Raw genomic sequence first — 14,733 nt, 5'->3', positions numbered from 1 at the left:
GCGCTTGGCACCGCAGAACGGCTGGACGGCGAACCAGGGCCTGGACAAGGTGCTGACGGCACTGGAGAAAATCCGCGGCGAGGGCGGCAACAAGATCTCGCTGGCCGACCTGATCGTGCTGGCTGGCAGCGCGGCCGTGGAGAAAGCGGCCAAGGACGCCGGGCACAACATCAGCGTGCCGTTCCATCCGGGGCGTGTGGATGCCTCGCAGGAGCAGACCGACGTCGAGTCGTTCGCCGTGCTCGAGCCGCTTGCCGACGGTTTCCGTAACTTCAGCAAGGCCCGCTACAGCGTCAAGGCCGAGAAGCTGCTGCTGGACAAGGCCCAGTTGCTGACCCTCACCGCACCGGAGCTGACCGTGCTGATCGGCGGCCTGCGGGTGCTCGGTGCCAATCATGGCGGCAGCAAGGACGGCGTGTTCACCGACAGGGTCGGCGTGCTCAGCAACGACTTCTTCCGCAACCTGCTGGACATGGGCGTGGAGTGGAAGCCGACCTCGGCGGACAACGAGGCGTTCGAGGGTCGTGACCGCAAGACCGGCCAAGTGAAATGGACCGCCAGCCGGGTCGACCTGGTGTTCGGCTCCCATGCGCAGCTGCGTGCCTTGAGCGAGGTGTATGGCAGCAGCGATGCCAAGGACAAGTTCGTCAAGGACTTCGTGGCGGCGTGGGTGAAGGTGATGGAGCTGGACCGCTTCGACCTGCCGTGAGGAAAGGCGTGGGGGCGGGGCAACCCCGCTCCCACGAGAAGCCCCAGGGCAACCCGCTACAGGTCTTGAGATACCCCAGGCTGATCGTTGCCCGGCGTGTCCTCATGCAACGAAGCCTGCGAGGTCTCCGGCAACGCCAACCCGCCCACCAGGGCCAGCAAGGCAATCACCACCAGGTAGAAGGCCGGCGCCAGGCGGCTGCCGCTCTGTTCGATCAGCCAGGTCGCCACCAGCGGCGCGGTACCGCCGAACAGGGTGTAGGCGACGTTGTAGGTGATCGCCGAGGCGGTGTAGCGGCTGCGGGTGGGGAAGCATTCCGACAGCAGCGCGGCGGTGACCACGCCGCTCATCAGCGCGCCGATGGCCAGCAGGATCACTCCCAGCAATGCCCCCGACAGCGAACCGGAACTGGCCAGCCAGTAGGCGGGGAACACCGCGAGCATCACCCATAGGCACGTAAAGCCGATGGTCCTGCGCCGTCCGACACGGTCGCTGAAGGCACCCGCCAGCGGGCAGCCAGCGGCGGCGAACAGCAGCGCAACGGTCGAGACCAGCAGCGCCTGGGCGCGGCTGAGGTGGCCGACCGTCTGCAGGTAGGTGGCGAAGTAGGTGGTGAACATGTAGAACGACAGTGCCGTCAGCGAGATGAACGCGCCCAGGTTGCGAATGGTGCGGCCATGGTGGCGCAGGGTGTCGCCCAGCGGCGAATGCGCATGGGCCTTGCCTTCGGCCAGTGCCTGGCGAAACGCCGGGGTTTCCTCCATGCGCCAGCGCAGGTACAGGCCCACCAGGCCCAGGGGCGCGGCAACCAGGAACGGTACGCGCCAGCCCCAGGCGTTCATCGCCTCGGGCGTGAGGCTGGCCTCCAGTCCGTAGGCGATGACTGCCGCGCAGGCAAAGGCGGAGAAGGTCGAGACCGGCACGAAGCTGCCATAGAACGCCCGCTTGCCCCGTGGCGCGTGCTCCATCAGGTAGGCGCAGGCACCGGCGTATTCACCGCCCGCGGAAAACCCCTGCAGGCAGCGGGCGAGGGTGAGCAGTACCGGAGCCAGCACGCCGATGCTGGCGTAGGTCGGCAGCAGGCCGATCAGGGTGGTGGAACCGGCCATCAGCAGGATGGTCAGCGACAGGATGCGCTTGCGTCCGAGCCGGTCGCCCAGCGCGCCGAACACGATGCCACCCAGCGGGCGCAGGGCGAAGGCCACGGCGAACACGGCGAAGGTCTTGAGCAGGGCGACGCTGGCGTCCTCACTGGCGAAGAACTGACTGGCGATCAGGGTGGCGAGAAAACCGTAGACGGCGAAGTCGAACCATTCGACGAAGTTGCCGATGGCCGAGGCTGCGATCACCCGCCGCAAGGTGGCGGGCGGGACCTCATGGGGGATGGACATGAATGCTCTCCGTTGCTCTGGCAGCCTGGGCGGATGCGGCGCGCTCAGGTCGCGCCGTCGTTGTTCTCGGGCCAGTAGACAAGCGCCAGGGCGAGCAGGCTTTGTCGAGGGCGACCTCCGGATATCCGTTAGCACCGCCCCCTGAGCTTGGAAGGACAAACATGATGTGTGGAAGCGGGCCTGCGCGCGTGGCGCTTGCAGTAAGCTTCCCCTTCCAATCCCCGCAAGGAAGCTCACCATGGGTGCGCGTGGCAATGACCGGCAAATCGACAACATCGAGTTCAATGTGGGCGATATCGCCCGCAGCAAGGCTTTCTACGGCCAGGTGTTTGGCTGGACCTTCACCGACTACGGGCCGACCTATACCGAATTCAGTGACGGTCGCCTCACGGGTGGTTTCACCACGGGCGAACCGGTTCGTCCGGGTGGGCCGCTGATCATCCTGTATGCCGCTGACCTGGCGCAGGTGCAGCAGCGCATCGAGGCTGCCGGCGCCCGAATCAGCCGCCCGGTGTTCGCGTTTCCTGGCGGGCGGCGTTTCCATTTCATCGACCCGGACGGCTATGAACTGGCGGTGTGGACGGCCGACGCCGCGTAGGGGTCAGGCCGGGCTGTCGATGCAGACGCGGTTGCGTCCCTTCTGCTTGGCCTGGTATAGCGCCTTGTCGGCCCTGGCCAGGGCGTCGGCAGGCGTGCCAGCGTCGCGGGGCTGCCAGCTGGCCACACCCAGGGAGATGGTGACGGTACCGGTCGGTACGATCGGGGTGTGCTCGACCGTCAGGCGCAGGTGGCCGGCGACAGCTGTCGCCACCTCCAGGCCGGCACCCGGCAGCAGCATGAGGAACTCCTCGCCGCCGGTACGGCACAGCACGTCGCCTTCGCGGCAGGTCCCGCGCATCAGCCTGGCCAGCTGCTGCAGCACACGGTCGCCGGCATCGTGGCCGTGGCTGTCGTTGATCCGCTTGAAGTGATCAATGTCCAGCACCACCACGGCAAACCCGCACTGCTCGGCCTGTTGCACCCGCAGTGCCTGTTGCAGCCCGCGCCGATTGACCAGCCCTGTCAGCGGGTCGGTCTGGGCATCTCGGTTGAGCCGGCCGATGCGCTCCTGCAGCAGGTTCACGCCGAACAACAGGGCACGCTTGAGCTCCGCGGCCTCTGCATACCAGGCACGGACCTGGTGGATGCGTTCGGTGGTCTGCTGTTGGCCCATGCCCCGGGCGACACTGGCCAACTGCCGCAGCGGGTGGGCGATGACTTGCGTGAGCCAGTACAGCAGCAGGCAGCCGAGCAGCGCCAGCGGCGCGGAAATCACCACTACATTGAGGATCAGCTGGCGAAGCGGTTCCACGGTTTGGCGCAGTGGCTGCTGGGCGACGATGGTCCAGCCGGCACTGGGTACCGTGGCGAACCCGGCGAGCATCTCCACGCCCTGGCTGTTGACCAGGCGCCGGGTGCCATGGTCGAGGTTCGGCAGGTCGTCGAGCAGCGCGTTGTCGCCTACCAGGGTGCCGACCCGTTTGCTGTCGGGGTGAAACAGCAGCCGGCGGTTGCGGTCGACCACGTACAGGTACGAGCCGTTCTGGTAGAAGTGCGTGCCCAGCAGGCTGTTGAGCAGGTTGCGTTCGCGCAGGTACAGGCTGCCGCCGATATAGCCGTGGTAGTGGCCGCTGGCGTCGAAGATCGGTTGTGAGAGCACCACCAGCAGGTTGTCGGCCGCCGACAGGAAAGGTGTGGAGACCAGCGTGCGGCGCTCGCGCAAGGCTTGCCGGGCGCCGGGTGAGGTTGCCTGGCTGCCGGCCAGGTGCTGCAGCGGTGCGGGCGATAGCGAGCGTACGGTCCCCTGGGCGTCGACCCGCAAGGTGGAGTTGAACAGGTTGCTCTGTTGCTGCAGGCGGTCGATCTCAGCTTGCACCAGGCTGTCGTCGTCCGGGTGCAGGCCACTTTGCCGGGCGCCGTAGGCCAGTTGCTGCAGGGCATTGACCAGGGTGGTCTCGGTCACGGCGGCCAGCTTGGCGGCATAGGCCCGGTTGGCCTCCAGGGCGCTGTCGATCAGCAGCTGCCGTTGTACCCGGTAACTGGCGAAATAGCTGGCCAGCAGCATGACCAGGGCCGTGGTGGCGCAAAGGGCGAGTATGAGGGTGCGCAGGTCGGGGCGCGGTCCGTGCGGGGTGAAATATCGCAATCCTTGGCCTCGTCGGATACAGCGGAAAACGCACCTTACGCGCTTGGACCAAAGTGGACCATGCTTGAGCGCAATTGCAGGGTTGGAGGACAAAGGTGGCTCCGGTTTCCCACGGGGCTCACGGAATTATCCTCCCATGTTACCTACGTTCAGGGGGCAGTCTGCTCCAGCGCCTGCAGGTCGTCCTCGACTTGTTGCATGCGCTCCTGCACCAAGGCCTGGACCTTGGCGTCGCTGGCGCTTTCGCGCATCAGCGTGGTGAGCTTCTCGCTCAGGCGCTTGCCTTCCTCGCTCTGGCCCAGTTCCCTGGCCTTTGCCGGATCGCGGGTGGCCTGAACGATAAGGTCGAACTCGGCATCGCTGAAGTGCTCCTCGCTGTAGAGCCTGAACAGGTCACGGCGCTGGTCGTCGACGGTGAGGTGCTTGCGCAGCACGTCCTTGATCTTGTCCTGGGGCACCTGCGCATGGGTCATGGCCAGCAGCCCGGCCATGCGCTCGATGTTGTGGTCGTAGGCTTCCTGCAGGGGCAGGTTGGCGAGGATCTTTTCCTCGCGGCTGGGCTTCTGGTCGCAGGCGGCGAGGGCGGCGAGCAGCAACACGGGGAGCAGTAGACGGGGCAGGCGGGGCATGGTGGGGCCTTGGGCACGGTAAGGCCTGGGAGTGTACTGCAATCCCGTGATCGAGGATCAGCGTTGCAGCGGATTGCGCAGGCGTACCCAGAGGATCGCCGGCAGGGCCATCAGCAGCCATTTCAGGTAGCGGTTGACTTCGTAGTGTTCACAGGCCACGCCGATGAGGGTGCAGACCACCACCACGGCCACGAACTGGATCATTCTTTCCATCAGCAGGTTTCCATCATTGCAGGGGCCGGACGGGCCGCGGGGCGCACTGTAGCAGGAGACGCAGGTAGCGCAGGTCGGCATGCCACACGGCGTAACACTTTTGCGCCACCGTTGGGCGCCAGGTTGGCTATTGTGCGGCAATCCCGACAGCCAAGGAAGGTAACCCCATGACCCTCTACAAAGGTGGCTGCCTGTGCGGCCGTATCCGTTTCACCGCCAGCGGCGAGCCGCGCTTTCCGCATACCTGCTCGTGCGGGCAGTGCCAGCGACATTCCGGCAGCCTGACCCTGTGCTGGGTGGAGTTCGACAATGCGGCGGTCGTCTGGACCGGGGAGGGTGGCCTGCCTGCGCTGTATCGCTCGTCCGAGGGCTCCAGCCGTGCGTTCTGTGCCACCTGCGGCAGCTCCCTCGGGGCCATCGACGATGCGCCGACGGTGGCCTTGCTGCTGGGCTGCTTCGATGCCAAGGGCGTCCAGGCCCTGCGCCCGACCTCGCATTCGTTTCGGGCTTGTCGGCCGCGCTGGTGGAAGGTTGGATAAGGGGTATCATGCGTCCCACTTCCCCATGCCGCTCAAGGACGACCGCATGCTGCAACGCAACAGGATGGTGCCCGAACTGATCGTCAGCGACCTCGATCGCAGCCTGGATTTCTGGGTTTCGTTGTTGGGGTTCGAGATCGCCTACCAGCGTCCGGAGCAGCGCTTTGCCTACCTCGACCTGCAGGGCGCGCAGGTCATGCTCGAGCAGTTCGACGCCGACGACCACTGGCTCACCGGCCCCCTGGAAAAACCCTTGGGGCGGGGGATCAATCTGCAGATCGACGTCGTGGCGGTCGCGCCGCTGGTCGAACGGCTCGAGCGCCATCGCTGGCCGTTGTTCCAGGCGTGCGAGGACGTCTGGTATCGCGCCGATGCCATTGAAGTGGGGCTGCGCCAGTTTCTGGTCCAGGACCCGGATGGTTACCTGCTGAGGTTGGCGCAACGGCTGGGCGAGCGTCCTGCACGGTCGGGCCTGGGGTAGAATCCACGGCTCGTCCCTCTTGCCGAAACTGCCCATGCCCGATTGGACCCTGCACCAGGCCACAGACGCCGATGCCGCTGACACCGTGCACTTTGTCGATACGGCACGACGAGGGTTGTTTGCGCTGCTGGCCGACTCGCCCTTGCCCAAGGACCTGGCGCGATTCAGCGAGACCTATGTCGATGGCCAGGGTTGCTTTCTCATTGCCCGTGCCCAGGGCCGGGTGATCGGAAGCGTCGGCTACCTGCCATACGATCATCGCTTCCCTCAACTCGACTACCATGCCTGCCGCACGGTGGAAATCGTCCGCCTGTTCGTTACCCCCGACCACCGCCGTCACGGGCTAGCCAGCGCGCTGTTCTCGGCATTGCGCGAGGAGGCCCGGCAGGCCGGTGTCGAATGCCTGTACCTGCACACCCATCCCTTCCTGCCCGGGGCGATCCGCTTCTGGCAGCGCCATGGCTTCGGCACGGTGGATATCGAGGCCGACCCGGTCTGGCAGACTACACACATGGCGCTCAGGCTTGTCTGAAACCTGTAAGAAATCGCCTAGGCGTCCGGCAAATCATTCCAACTTTCGCGCACAGCGCTCAACACCGTGTTCATTTCCATTCCCGCTGTATTCGCCTACCGTCTCCTTCCACCCCCATCACAAGGAGATCACGCATGCCTGAGCTTGCGTTGTACAAGGTGAAATTGCTGGACGAATTCGAGGCCCGCGAGGACGACTGGAGCTTCAGCCACTTCGAGCGCCGCCTGACCCAGGTCAAGCCTGCCGCCAACTACCAGGATGCCAAAGGCATTATCAAGGCCGCCCACCTGGCGAACAACTGGCCGAAAACGGTCCGGCGCTACCTGCTGAGCAACTACCGATTCCACGGCAATGTCAGCAGTGAGCTGACTGAAACCTTCGTGCAGGTGCTGGCGGGCATGACGCCGTTGGAGCTGCAGGCGTGGAGGTTGCCGCCTGCAGGATACATGGGCTGAGATGCAGGCTGTAACCTCTGCTCAGCGCTATGACAAACGATGCTGGGGTCGCGAAGCGGCTCCAGCCCTTTCAGGCGCGAAACCGCAGTATCCGCGCCCCATCATACGGATCGATCAGGTAGTGGGCCTGAACCCCGAATGTCGCCAATATCCGCTCCGGTGTCAGCACCACCTCCGGTATCCCCAAGGCAACCAACCGTCCTTGGTCAAGCACCGCCAACCGGTCACAAGTCAACGCCTGGTTGAGATCATGCAAGGCCACCAGGGTCGTCACCGACAGCGCTTGAACCTGCCGCAGCAGGCTCAGTTGATGCTGGATATCAAGATGATTGGTCGGCTCGTCCAGTAGCAGTACCTGCGGCCGCTGGGCCAGGGCCCGGGCGATGTGCACGCGCTGGCGTTCGCCGCCGGACAGCTCGCCCCACAGGCGCCGACGCAGGTGGCCGGCGTCGGCGTCGGCCAGGGCCTGCTCGACGATGGCACGGTCGTCCGCGCCGAACGGCGCAAGGGCTGACAGCCACGGTGTGCGGCCGAGTGCCACGGCGTCGTAGACGCTGATGGCGTCCAGGGTATCGGCCTGCTGTTCGACCAGCGCCAGGCTTTGCGCAACCCGGCGACGCGGCATGCGCTCCAGCGCCTCGCCCAGCAAACGCACGCTGCCGCTGCTGGGCGTGCGCAGGCCGGCGAGCAGCTTGAGCAGGGTTGACTTGCCCGATCCGTTGGGGCCGACCACACCGAGGGTCTCGCCGGGCATCACGCTCAGGTCGATGTCTTGCAGCACTTCGCGGCCGCCCAGGCGCAGGCCCAGCCCCTCGCAGACAAGCGGGGCGTTGGCGAGGGCGGTCATCACGGTCATGGACGCCCCCGGCGGCTGACCAGGATCAGCGCGAACACTGGCGCGCCGATCAAGGCGGTGACCACGCCCACCGGGATTACCTGGCCGGCGATCAGGGTCCGCGAGAGGATGTCGGCAACAATCAGGAACAACGCACCGCCCAGCGCGCTGGCCGGCAGCAGGCGGCTGTGCCCGGGGCCGAGCAGCAGGCGCAGGGCGTGGGGGATGACCAGGCCGACGAAGCCGATGGCACCGACGATCGAGACCATCACCGCAGTCACCAGTGCCGTGCAACTGATCAGCAACAATTGCGTGCGCCGCACCGGCACGCCCAGCGAGGCCGCCGAATCGGCACCGAAGGTGAAGGCGTCCAGCGCCCGGCGGTGCCACAGGCACACCGCCAGCCCGAGCACGGCCACTGGCAGCGCTAGCCAGACCGACGGCCAGCGCACGCCGCTGAGGTTGCCCAGCAGCCAGAACAGGATGCCCCGGGCCTGTTCGGCGGTGGCCGACTTGGTGATCAGAAAGGCCGTCAGCGCGTTGAACAGTTGCGAGCCGGCGATGCCGGCGAGGATCACCTGCGCATTGTCGTGTCGGCTGCCGCTGGCCCGCGACAGCACCAGTACCAGGGCGAACGCGGCCAGCGCACCGATGAAGGCACCGGCCGACAGCGACAGCACTGCGCCGCCCAGGCCGAACAGCCCCACCGCCACGGCACCGGTCGAGGCGCCTGCCGACAGGCCCAGCAGGTACGGCTCGGCCAGCGGGTTGCGCAGCAGCGCCTGGAGGATCACCCCGCAGGTCGCCAGCCCCGCGCCACAGGCGGCGGCCACCAGGGTGCGCGGCAGGCGGTAGTTCCAGACGATGCCGGCGTCGATGGGGTCGAGCGCATGGCCGGCCTGCCACAGCTGGTTGGCCAGTACCTGCCAGATCACCTCGGCGCTGATCCGCGTCTCGCCGATGGCGATCCCGGCGAGCATGGCCAGGCACAGAGCGAACAGCGCGAAGGCACTGATGGGCAGCAAACGGTTCATGGTTGTGGCGCTTTACCACTGGCAAAGGCGCTGGACAGCACCTCCAGGCCACGGAACAGGCGGATGCCGGCCTGCATGGCGTCGGCGTCGAGGACGATGATCCGGCCTTGCTTGACCGCGTCCATGTTGCGGGTCACCGGGTCGCTGCGCAGGAACTCGAGCTTTTTCCGGTAGTCGTCGGCGGGGTAGCGGCGGCGGTCCATGCGCGCCACGATCAGCCAGGTGGGGTTGGCCCTGGCCAGGGTCTCCCAGCCCACCGCCGGCCATTCTTCGCTGGACTCCACCACATTGCGTACGCCGAGGGTCTGCAGCATGAAGTCGGCCACGCCCTGGCGACCAGCGACGTAAGGGTCGACCTTGAGGTCGGCGCTGGAGAACCAGAACAGCGCGCTGGTGTGACTCAGGTCCTGGCCGGCCAGGCGTTGCCGGGCCTGGTCCAGCTGGCCCTTGAGCTCGGCATTGAGGTGTTCGCCGCGATCCTGCACGTCGAAGATCTCGGCCAGCTGACTGACGCTCCTGTAGATGGTGTCGATCCTGAACGGCTGCAGGCGGGTACCGTCGGCGCCCACCAGGTTGTCCTTGCCTTCGCAGTCCGAGGGCAGCAGGTAGGTGGGGATGCCCAGCTCCGCGAACTGTTCGCGGGTGCCGACCGCGCCCTGGGCGCCGACCATCCATTCGAACTGCGCGGTCACCAGCTGCGGGTGCTTGCCGACCACCGCCTCGAAGCCCGGCTCGTTGTCAGCCAGGCGCTCGACCTTGTCGTTCTGCGCCTTGAACTCGGGCAGCACGTTGTTGAACCACAGCGAGGTGCCCGCCAGCCGCTCGCCCACGCCCAGGGCATAGAGCAACTCGGTGCCGGCCTGGCCGATGGTCACCACGCGCTGCGGGGCCTGGGCGAAGGTCTGCGGCAAACCGCAGTTGTCGACGGTCAACGGGTAGCGGGTGGCGTCGGCGTGGGCCAGGCCCGCCAGTGACAGGCCGGCGAGCAGGGTGGCGAGGCGGTACGGCATGGTGGGGCGATCTCCTGTCGGGTGGTGCACGGAATGGCCCACGGACAGACATCGCCAGGCGTCGCGCGGCAAGCACGCGGCCAGGGGCGGATGACCATCCCGGACACCCCGCCGGTTGGTGAATGCGTGCCGGCAGGTCTCCTGACTGGTGCGTCCTGGCCGGCGCCGGCCTTCCCGGGTCGGCAGACCCAGTGGCATCGATGGCGCAGGCTCGGCACCTACAGTTGCGGGGGCAGTTCCCTTTGGCCCGCCCTCGGCGCGCCCGGGATTCCCTTTTGATTCCGTGTGGAAACCGGCGGGCGGCATGGTAGACCATCGGGCCACCGGGTGAAAACGCTTTTACAGGTACTTGAGCCAGGCGATGTCGCGCCGCCGCGCCTTGAGCCGGGCGAAGCCGCGCACCGGCAGGTACAGGGCGATCGCCAGCAGCACCGCGACCAGCCACACCGCGCCGATGCCGTCGAAGCCGAAATGGCTGCCCTGGTTCAGGCCGAACAGCCCCACGCAGGCCACATACAGCAGCTTGAGCACATATAGGTGCAGCAGGTAGAAGAACATCGGCGCGGCGCCGAACACTGCCAGCGGGCCGATCCAGCGGGCGTCGCCGGCCCGCTCGAAAGCGCGCAGCAGCAACAGGCCGACGCCCAGGGTCAAGGCCAGGAACAGCAGCGACGGCGGGTATTTGGTGATGTTGAAGAAGCTCATCAACGTCTGCCCGACGTTGGCGTAGAAGGCCCACGGCGCCTCGCCGTAGCCATTGAGCAGGCGCAACACGACAAAGCCGAGCAGCAGCATCATGCCGCCCAGCAGCAAGCGCTGCTGGCGCTCGCCGGCATCGCTGCCGCGGCCGAACCAGGGGCCGAGTCCGTAGCCCAGGGCGATCACGCCGATCCATGGCAGCACCGGGTAGGAGGTACGCAGGCGCAAGCCGTCGGGCAGCTCCAGCCAGCTGCGCTCGTGCAGGATCGCCCAGGGTACATGCAGCGCCGAGTGCGGCGCGAAGTGCAGGCCATCGAGCAGGTTGTGGCCGGCGACGATCAGCGCGCCGAGGGCCAGCAGCAGCGGGCGTGGCAGCCACACCAGCAGCGACAGGGCGATCATGCTCAGGCCGATGGCCCAGATCACCTGCAGGTAGATCACGCTCGGCGGCAACTGGAAGGTCCAGGCGAAGTTGACCAGGCTGAGCTCCAGCAGCACCAGGAACAGGCCGCGCTTGAACAGGAACGTCGCTGCATCGCCCCGGCCTTGGTGCTTTTCGCCGTAAAGCCAGGCCGACAGCCCGGTGAGCAGCACGAACACCGGCGCGCACAGGTGCGCCAGGGTGCGGCTGATGAATAGGCTGGGGTCGGTCGCGTCGATGGTCATCGGGTCGCTGACCTGACGGTGCAGGAAGAAGGTTTCGCGCACGTGGTCCAGCAGCATGAACAGGATCACCAGGCCGCGTAGCGCGTCGATGCTGTGCAGGCGTTGGCTGGGGAGGGCGGTCGGGAGGCTGGTCATCGAGGAGGGTCGCTGGCAGAGGCATCATTCAAATGAAATGTTATTTTATTTCATTTGTTTGTGCCTGGATACAGCCATGCGCTGGCACTCCACTTGAATCAGCCCTGAATCAGTGGTCCCAGCCGCTCGGCCAGGGCCTGGACCGTCGCGCTCACCTTGGGCAGATGCCCACGGTTGCGACGCCAGGCCAGGTTGATCGGCAACCCCTCCATCGCGTACTCCGGCAGCACTTGCTGCAACGTCCCGGCGTCGAGCTGGCGCTGCACCAGCCAGGTCGGCAGTTGGGCAATGCCGTGCCCGGCGCTGATGGCCAGGGCCTGCCCCTCGGCATCGCCGATGGCCAGGCGGCCCGGCATCGGCCGCAGCTGCGCCAGGCCCGGACGGGCACCGGCGAAGTGCAGGGCCGGCGTGCTGCCGTCGGCGCAGGCGTAAAGCACGCAGCCTTGGGCCTGCAACTGCTGTAGGTCGCGGGGCGTGCCGTGCCGGGCGAGGTAGGCGGGGGCGGCGCAGAACACCAGGCGCTGGCTGCCCAGGTAGCGGTGCTCGATGCCCGGCTGCCAAGTCTGTGGTCCACCGATGCGCACGACGATGTCGATGCCGTCCTCGGCCAGGTCGACGAAGCGGTCGGAGAGGGTGATGTGCGGTTGCAATCGCGGATGCAGCGCGGCGAAGTCGAGCACGGCGGGCAGCCCATGCAGGCGGCCGAAGGTGGCCGGCAGGTCGATGCGCAGCTTGCCGCAGGGGGTCTTGTGCTCGTCGTTGAGGGCCAGTTCGGCCTCTTCGATCTCCGCCAGCACGCGGGTGCAGGTGCGGTAGTAGTCGGCGCCGCTGTCGGTCAGGGCCAGGCGTCGGGTAGTGCGCTCGAACAGGCGTACCTGCAGGCGTTTCTCCAGGCGGGCCACGCCCTTGCTTACGGCGGAGCTGGTGAGGTTCATGCGCTCGGCGGCGGCGATGAAGCTGCCGGCGTTGGCCACGCTGACGAAGAAGTCGATGTCTTTCAGGCGTTCCGAGGCGGACATGGCATGGACTCGCGATTGCTGAATATTGTTCACTTGATAAGGGAATATCTACCAGTAATCGGAACAACATTCCAGATTAAGCTGGCCTGCCATTCATCGAGGATCGCAGTAGATGTCCACCTCCAGCTTGACCCATGCCACCCTGGCGCGGCCGGCGCCGCGTGCTGGGCTGTCGATCGGCCTGTTCGCCGTCGGCGGCTTTGCGGTGCTGACCACCGAGTTCCTGATTCTTGGCCTGCTGCCCGCGCTGGCACGTGACCTTGGACTGTCGGTGGCAGGCGCGGGCCAGTTGGTCACCCTGTTCGCGGTGACCGTGATGCTGTTCGGGCCGCCGCTCACCGCCTGGCTGTCGGCCCTGCCACGCAAGGGGCTGTTCATCGCCATCCTGCTGCTGTTCGCCGCCTCCAATGCGCTGTCGGCGCTGGCGCCGAACGTCTGGGTACTGGCCCTGGCGCGGTTCCTCGCCGCGTTGGCACTGCCGGTGTACTGGGGCACCGCCAGCGAAAGCGCCGGGCAACTGGCCGGCCAGGGGCGCGAGGGCTGGGCAGTGGCGCGGGTCTACCTGGGGATCACCGCGGCGTTCGTCTTTGGCATCCCGCTGGGCACCCTGGCCGCCGGGCTGGTTGGCTGGCGCGGCAGCTTCTGGTTGCTCGCCGGGCTGTGCCTGCTGGTGGCACTGCTGATGTGGGCCTGGCTGCCACCCCTGCCGGCGGTCCCGGCCCGCGCCGCGGGAGAGCGGCAGTCGGTGATTCTCAAGGACCGTCGTTTCCTCGCCCATGTGCTGCTCTCGGCGCTGGTGTTCACCGCCATGTTCACTGCCTACACCTACCTGGCCGAGATCCTCGAGCAGCTCGCCGCCGTGCCGGCCAACGCGGTCGGTTGGTGGCTGATGGGCTTCGGCCTGGTGGGCATGCTCGGCAACGCCCTGGCCGGACGGATCGTCGATCGCAGCCCGCTGCGGGCCACGCTGCTGCTGTTGGCGATGCTGGCCTTGGGCATGGGCCTGGTCACCCCGGTGATCGGCAACCCGCTGCTGCTGGTGGGCGCCCTGGCCCTGTGGGGCATCGCCTACACGGCGCTGTTCCCGGTGTGCCAGGTGCGGGTGATGCGGGCCGGCGCCAAGGCCCAGGCCCTGGCCGGGACCCTCAACGTGTCGGCGGCCAACGCGGGCATCGCCGCCGGTGCCGCGCTGGGGGGCGCGGCGATCCAGGGGCTTGGTCTGGCTGCACTGGGTTATGTGGCTTGTGGGTTTGCTGTGCTGGCTTTGGTGGCCACGTTGGTACTGCAGAGAAGCGAATGAGGCCTAATCAACCATCCAGCCGATCTCGCCCTCCAACAGGGTTCCGCCATGGCTGGTGGTATCACCTTGGCGTGCAACGGCCCGGCCTTCGATAGCATGGTTCGCCGACCCTGTTTCGATGACGGCACCACAACTGATCCTGTCGCCTACGCAGGCGACAGCGCTGCCATTGATCAATGTGGCCGTATGGCCTGAAACAACCTCGCCTGCGCCATGCAGGGGGCAGTCATGCTTGTGCCCGACTAGAACGATGGGTTTCATCACGTATGCTCCTTGTTTTCGTTGGGTGTAGGGATTCAAGCAGCGTCTTATTTGGTTTTGCACAGGATGATTAGCGCTTCGCGGGTATCGGATTGGATGAAGGTGTAGCCGTGCACTGCCGGGTTGTCGCAGTCATGGGGGCGTCTCGCCACCATGCAGAGGCGTGGTGCGTTGGGCTCCATCTCGGTCAAGAACAACCCGCTTTTACGGCTGATCAATACTGTCGACCTCATGGGGCGCGTCCTTCTCGATATTGGGAGTTTGACTTTGGCTCTTGGGCCGACGTTTAGAGACACGGGGTTTCCTCTCCGGTCGTTTGCCTGGGCGTATAGTCCAGAGGTAGGCGTTCTCCCGCAGTCTCTCCTGAATATGAGGTGGGTAATCGTCAACGGTGGTCACTGCCGGGACGGGTTTTCCCGGCAGGCCGGCTTCACGGATGATTTTGGGCCAGCGAGGTTTCCAGCACAGCAGGAGACTCACCCAGTGACCTGTTCCTATGATCAGGAAGGCAGGAGAGAGCAGCACCAGACCGCACTTGATGACGCGTGGGGAACTGCGGAAGTAGTGGGTCAGGCCTTCGAACTGAGGCGTGAAGGCTTGCCAGGGCCAAGGGAAGTGCGAGGTGATGTGGGGGCGCGGT

At 66.4% G+C, this 14,733-nt stretch carries 17 protein-coding genes, 1 pseudogene and 1 riboswitch; of the genes and pseudogenes, 7 read left to right on the top strand and 11 right to left on the bottom strand.

The window, feature by feature from the left end; genetic code table 11:
* On the top strand, positions 1-709 hold a 709-nt coding region (locus CC207_RS28085; protein ID WP_305880231.1), incomplete at its 5' end, for a peroxidase family protein.
* A 56-nt stretch (positions 710-765) separates the two neighbouring features.
* Here CC207_RS28085 and CC207_RS25125 read toward each other — a convergent pair.
* Positions 766-2,100 carry an MFS transporter gene (locus CC207_RS25125; protein ID WP_088852948.1) on the bottom strand — a complete coding sequence of 445 codons (1,335 nt, stop codon included), beginning with the start codon at positions 2,098-2,100 and terminating at the stop codon, positions 766-768.
* A 238-nt stretch (positions 2,101-2,338) separates the two neighbouring features.
* On the opposite strand from CC207_RS25125, the gene CC207_RS25120 reads away from it, so the two are divergent.
* The gene (locus tag CC207_RS25120; RefSeq protein ID WP_088852947.1) at positions 2,339-2,698 is read left to right on the top strand and encodes a VOC family protein; all 360 of its coding nucleotides are present in this window, start codon (positions 2,339-2,341) and stop codon (positions 2,696-2,698) included.
* Between the two features lie 3 nt (positions 2,699-2,701).
* Here the strand turns inward: CC207_RS25120 and CC207_RS25115 are convergent, their stop codons facing one another.
* From CC207_RS25115 to CC207_RS27070, 3 genes are all read right to left on the bottom strand, one after another.
* Positions 2,702-4,285 (bottom strand): sensor domain-containing diguanylate cyclase, encoded by a 1,584-nt coding sequence (locus tag CC207_RS25115; protein WP_028691657.1) that lies wholly within the window; start codon positions 4,283-4,285, stop codon positions 2,702-2,704.
* Positions 4,286-4,434: 149 nt separating this feature from the next.
* The gene (locus CC207_RS25110; protein WP_028691656.1) at positions 4,435-4,914 is read right to left on the bottom strand and encodes a hypothetical protein; all 480 of its coding nucleotides are present in this window, start codon (positions 4,912-4,914) and stop codon (positions 4,435-4,437) included.
* A gap of 57 nt (positions 4,915-4,971) precedes the next feature.
* Entirely contained in the window at positions 4,972-5,127 is a 156-nt protein-coding gene (locus tag CC207_RS27070) for a hypothetical protein (RefSeq protein ID WP_155952705.1), read from the bottom strand.
* Positions 5,128-5,294: 167 nt separating this feature from the next.
* Between CC207_RS27070 and CC207_RS25105 the strand changes: the two genes are divergently transcribed.
* From CC207_RS25105 to CC207_RS25090, 4 genes are all read left to right on the top strand, one after another.
* Complete coding sequence (locus tag CC207_RS25105) at positions 5,295-5,666, top strand: GFA family protein (RefSeq protein WP_028691655.1); 372 nt, start codon at positions 5,295-5,297, stop codon at positions 5,664-5,666.
* Between the two features lie 46 nt (positions 5,667-5,712).
* Positions 5,713-6,147 carry a VOC family protein gene (locus CC207_RS25100; protein WP_028691654.1) on the top strand — a complete coding sequence of 145 codons (435 nt, stop codon included), beginning with the start codon at positions 5,713-5,715 and terminating at the stop codon, positions 6,145-6,147.
* Positions 6,148-6,181: 34 nt separating this feature from the next.
* On the top strand, positions 6,182-6,679 hold the full coding sequence (locus tag CC207_RS25095; protein WP_028691653.1) for a GNAT family N-acetyltransferase: 498 nt from the start codon (positions 6,182-6,184) through the stop codon (positions 6,677-6,679).
* Between the two features lie 134 nt (positions 6,680-6,813).
* The gene (locus CC207_RS25090; protein ID WP_028691652.1) at positions 6,814-7,134 is read left to right on the top strand and encodes a hypothetical protein; all 321 of its coding nucleotides are present in this window, start codon (positions 6,814-6,816) and stop codon (positions 7,132-7,134) included.
* A gap of 70 nt (positions 7,135-7,204) precedes the next feature.
* On the opposite strand, the gene CC207_RS25085 is transcribed toward CC207_RS25090, so the two are convergent.
* From CC207_RS25085 to CC207_RS25065, 5 genes are all read right to left on the bottom strand, one after another.
* Positions 7,205-7,990, bottom strand: coding sequence for an ABC transporter ATP-binding protein (locus tag CC207_RS25085; protein WP_028691651.1), 786 nt, complete (start codon positions 7,988-7,990; stop codon positions 7,205-7,207).
* A complete protein-coding gene (locus tag CC207_RS25080) occupies positions 7,987-9,003 on the bottom strand; it encodes an iron ABC transporter permease (protein WP_088852946.1) in 1,017 nt (338 codons plus the stop codon). The genes CC207_RS25085 and CC207_RS25080 overlap by 4 nt, the downstream gene beginning before the upstream one ends.
* The gene (locus tag CC207_RS25075; RefSeq protein WP_088852945.1) at positions 9,000-10,013 is read right to left on the bottom strand and encodes an ABC transporter substrate-binding protein; all 1,014 of its coding nucleotides are present in this window, start codon (positions 10,011-10,013) and stop codon (positions 9,000-9,002) included. The genes CC207_RS25080 and CC207_RS25075 overlap by 4 nt, the downstream gene beginning before the upstream one ends.
* Before the next feature lie 113 nt (positions 10,014-10,126).
* Positions 10,127-10,325, bottom strand: a riboswitch (cobalamin riboswitch).
* A 27-nt stretch (positions 10,326-10,352) separates the two neighbouring features.
* Positions 10,353-11,513 carry a DUF1624 domain-containing protein gene (locus tag CC207_RS25070; protein WP_069017376.1) on the bottom strand — a complete coding sequence of 387 codons (1,161 nt, stop codon included), beginning with the start codon at positions 11,511-11,513 and terminating at the stop codon, positions 10,353-10,355.
* A 98-nt stretch (positions 11,514-11,611) separates the two neighbouring features.
* Entirely contained in the window at positions 11,612-12,532 is a 921-nt protein-coding gene (locus CC207_RS25065; protein ID WP_028691647.1) for a LysR family transcriptional regulator, read from the bottom strand.
* Between the two features lie 112 nt (positions 12,533-12,644).
* Here CC207_RS25065 and CC207_RS25060 point away from each other — a divergent pair, with 112 nt between their 5' ends.
* Positions 12,645-13,832: an MFS transporter gene (locus tag CC207_RS25060; protein ID WP_088852944.1), complete on the top strand. Its 1,188-nt coding sequence runs from the start codon at positions 12,645-12,647 to the stop codon at positions 13,830-13,832.
* Between the two features lie 3 nt (positions 13,833-13,835).
* Here CC207_RS25060 and CC207_RS25055 read toward each other — a convergent pair whose 3' ends face one another.
* Both CC207_RS25055 and CC207_RS27285 read right to left on the bottom strand, forming a co-directional pair.
* Positions 13,836-14,093 carry a PAAR domain-containing protein gene (locus CC207_RS25055; RefSeq protein WP_028691645.1) on the bottom strand — a complete coding sequence of 86 codons (258 nt, stop codon included), beginning with the start codon at positions 14,091-14,093 and terminating at the stop codon, positions 13,836-13,838.
* Between the two features lie 204 nt (positions 14,094-14,297).
* Positions 14,298-14,733 (bottom strand): annotated as a pseudogene (locus CC207_RS27285) (hypothetical protein); the annotation flags it as partial.

The organism is Pseudomonas sp. DrBHI1, assembly GCF_002205115.1.
Lineage (GTDB): Bacteria > Pseudomonadota > Gammaproteobacteria > Pseudomonadales > Pseudomonadaceae > Aquipseudomonas > Aquipseudomonas mosselii.
This window is presented reverse-complemented; position numbering and strand designations above follow the sequence as displayed.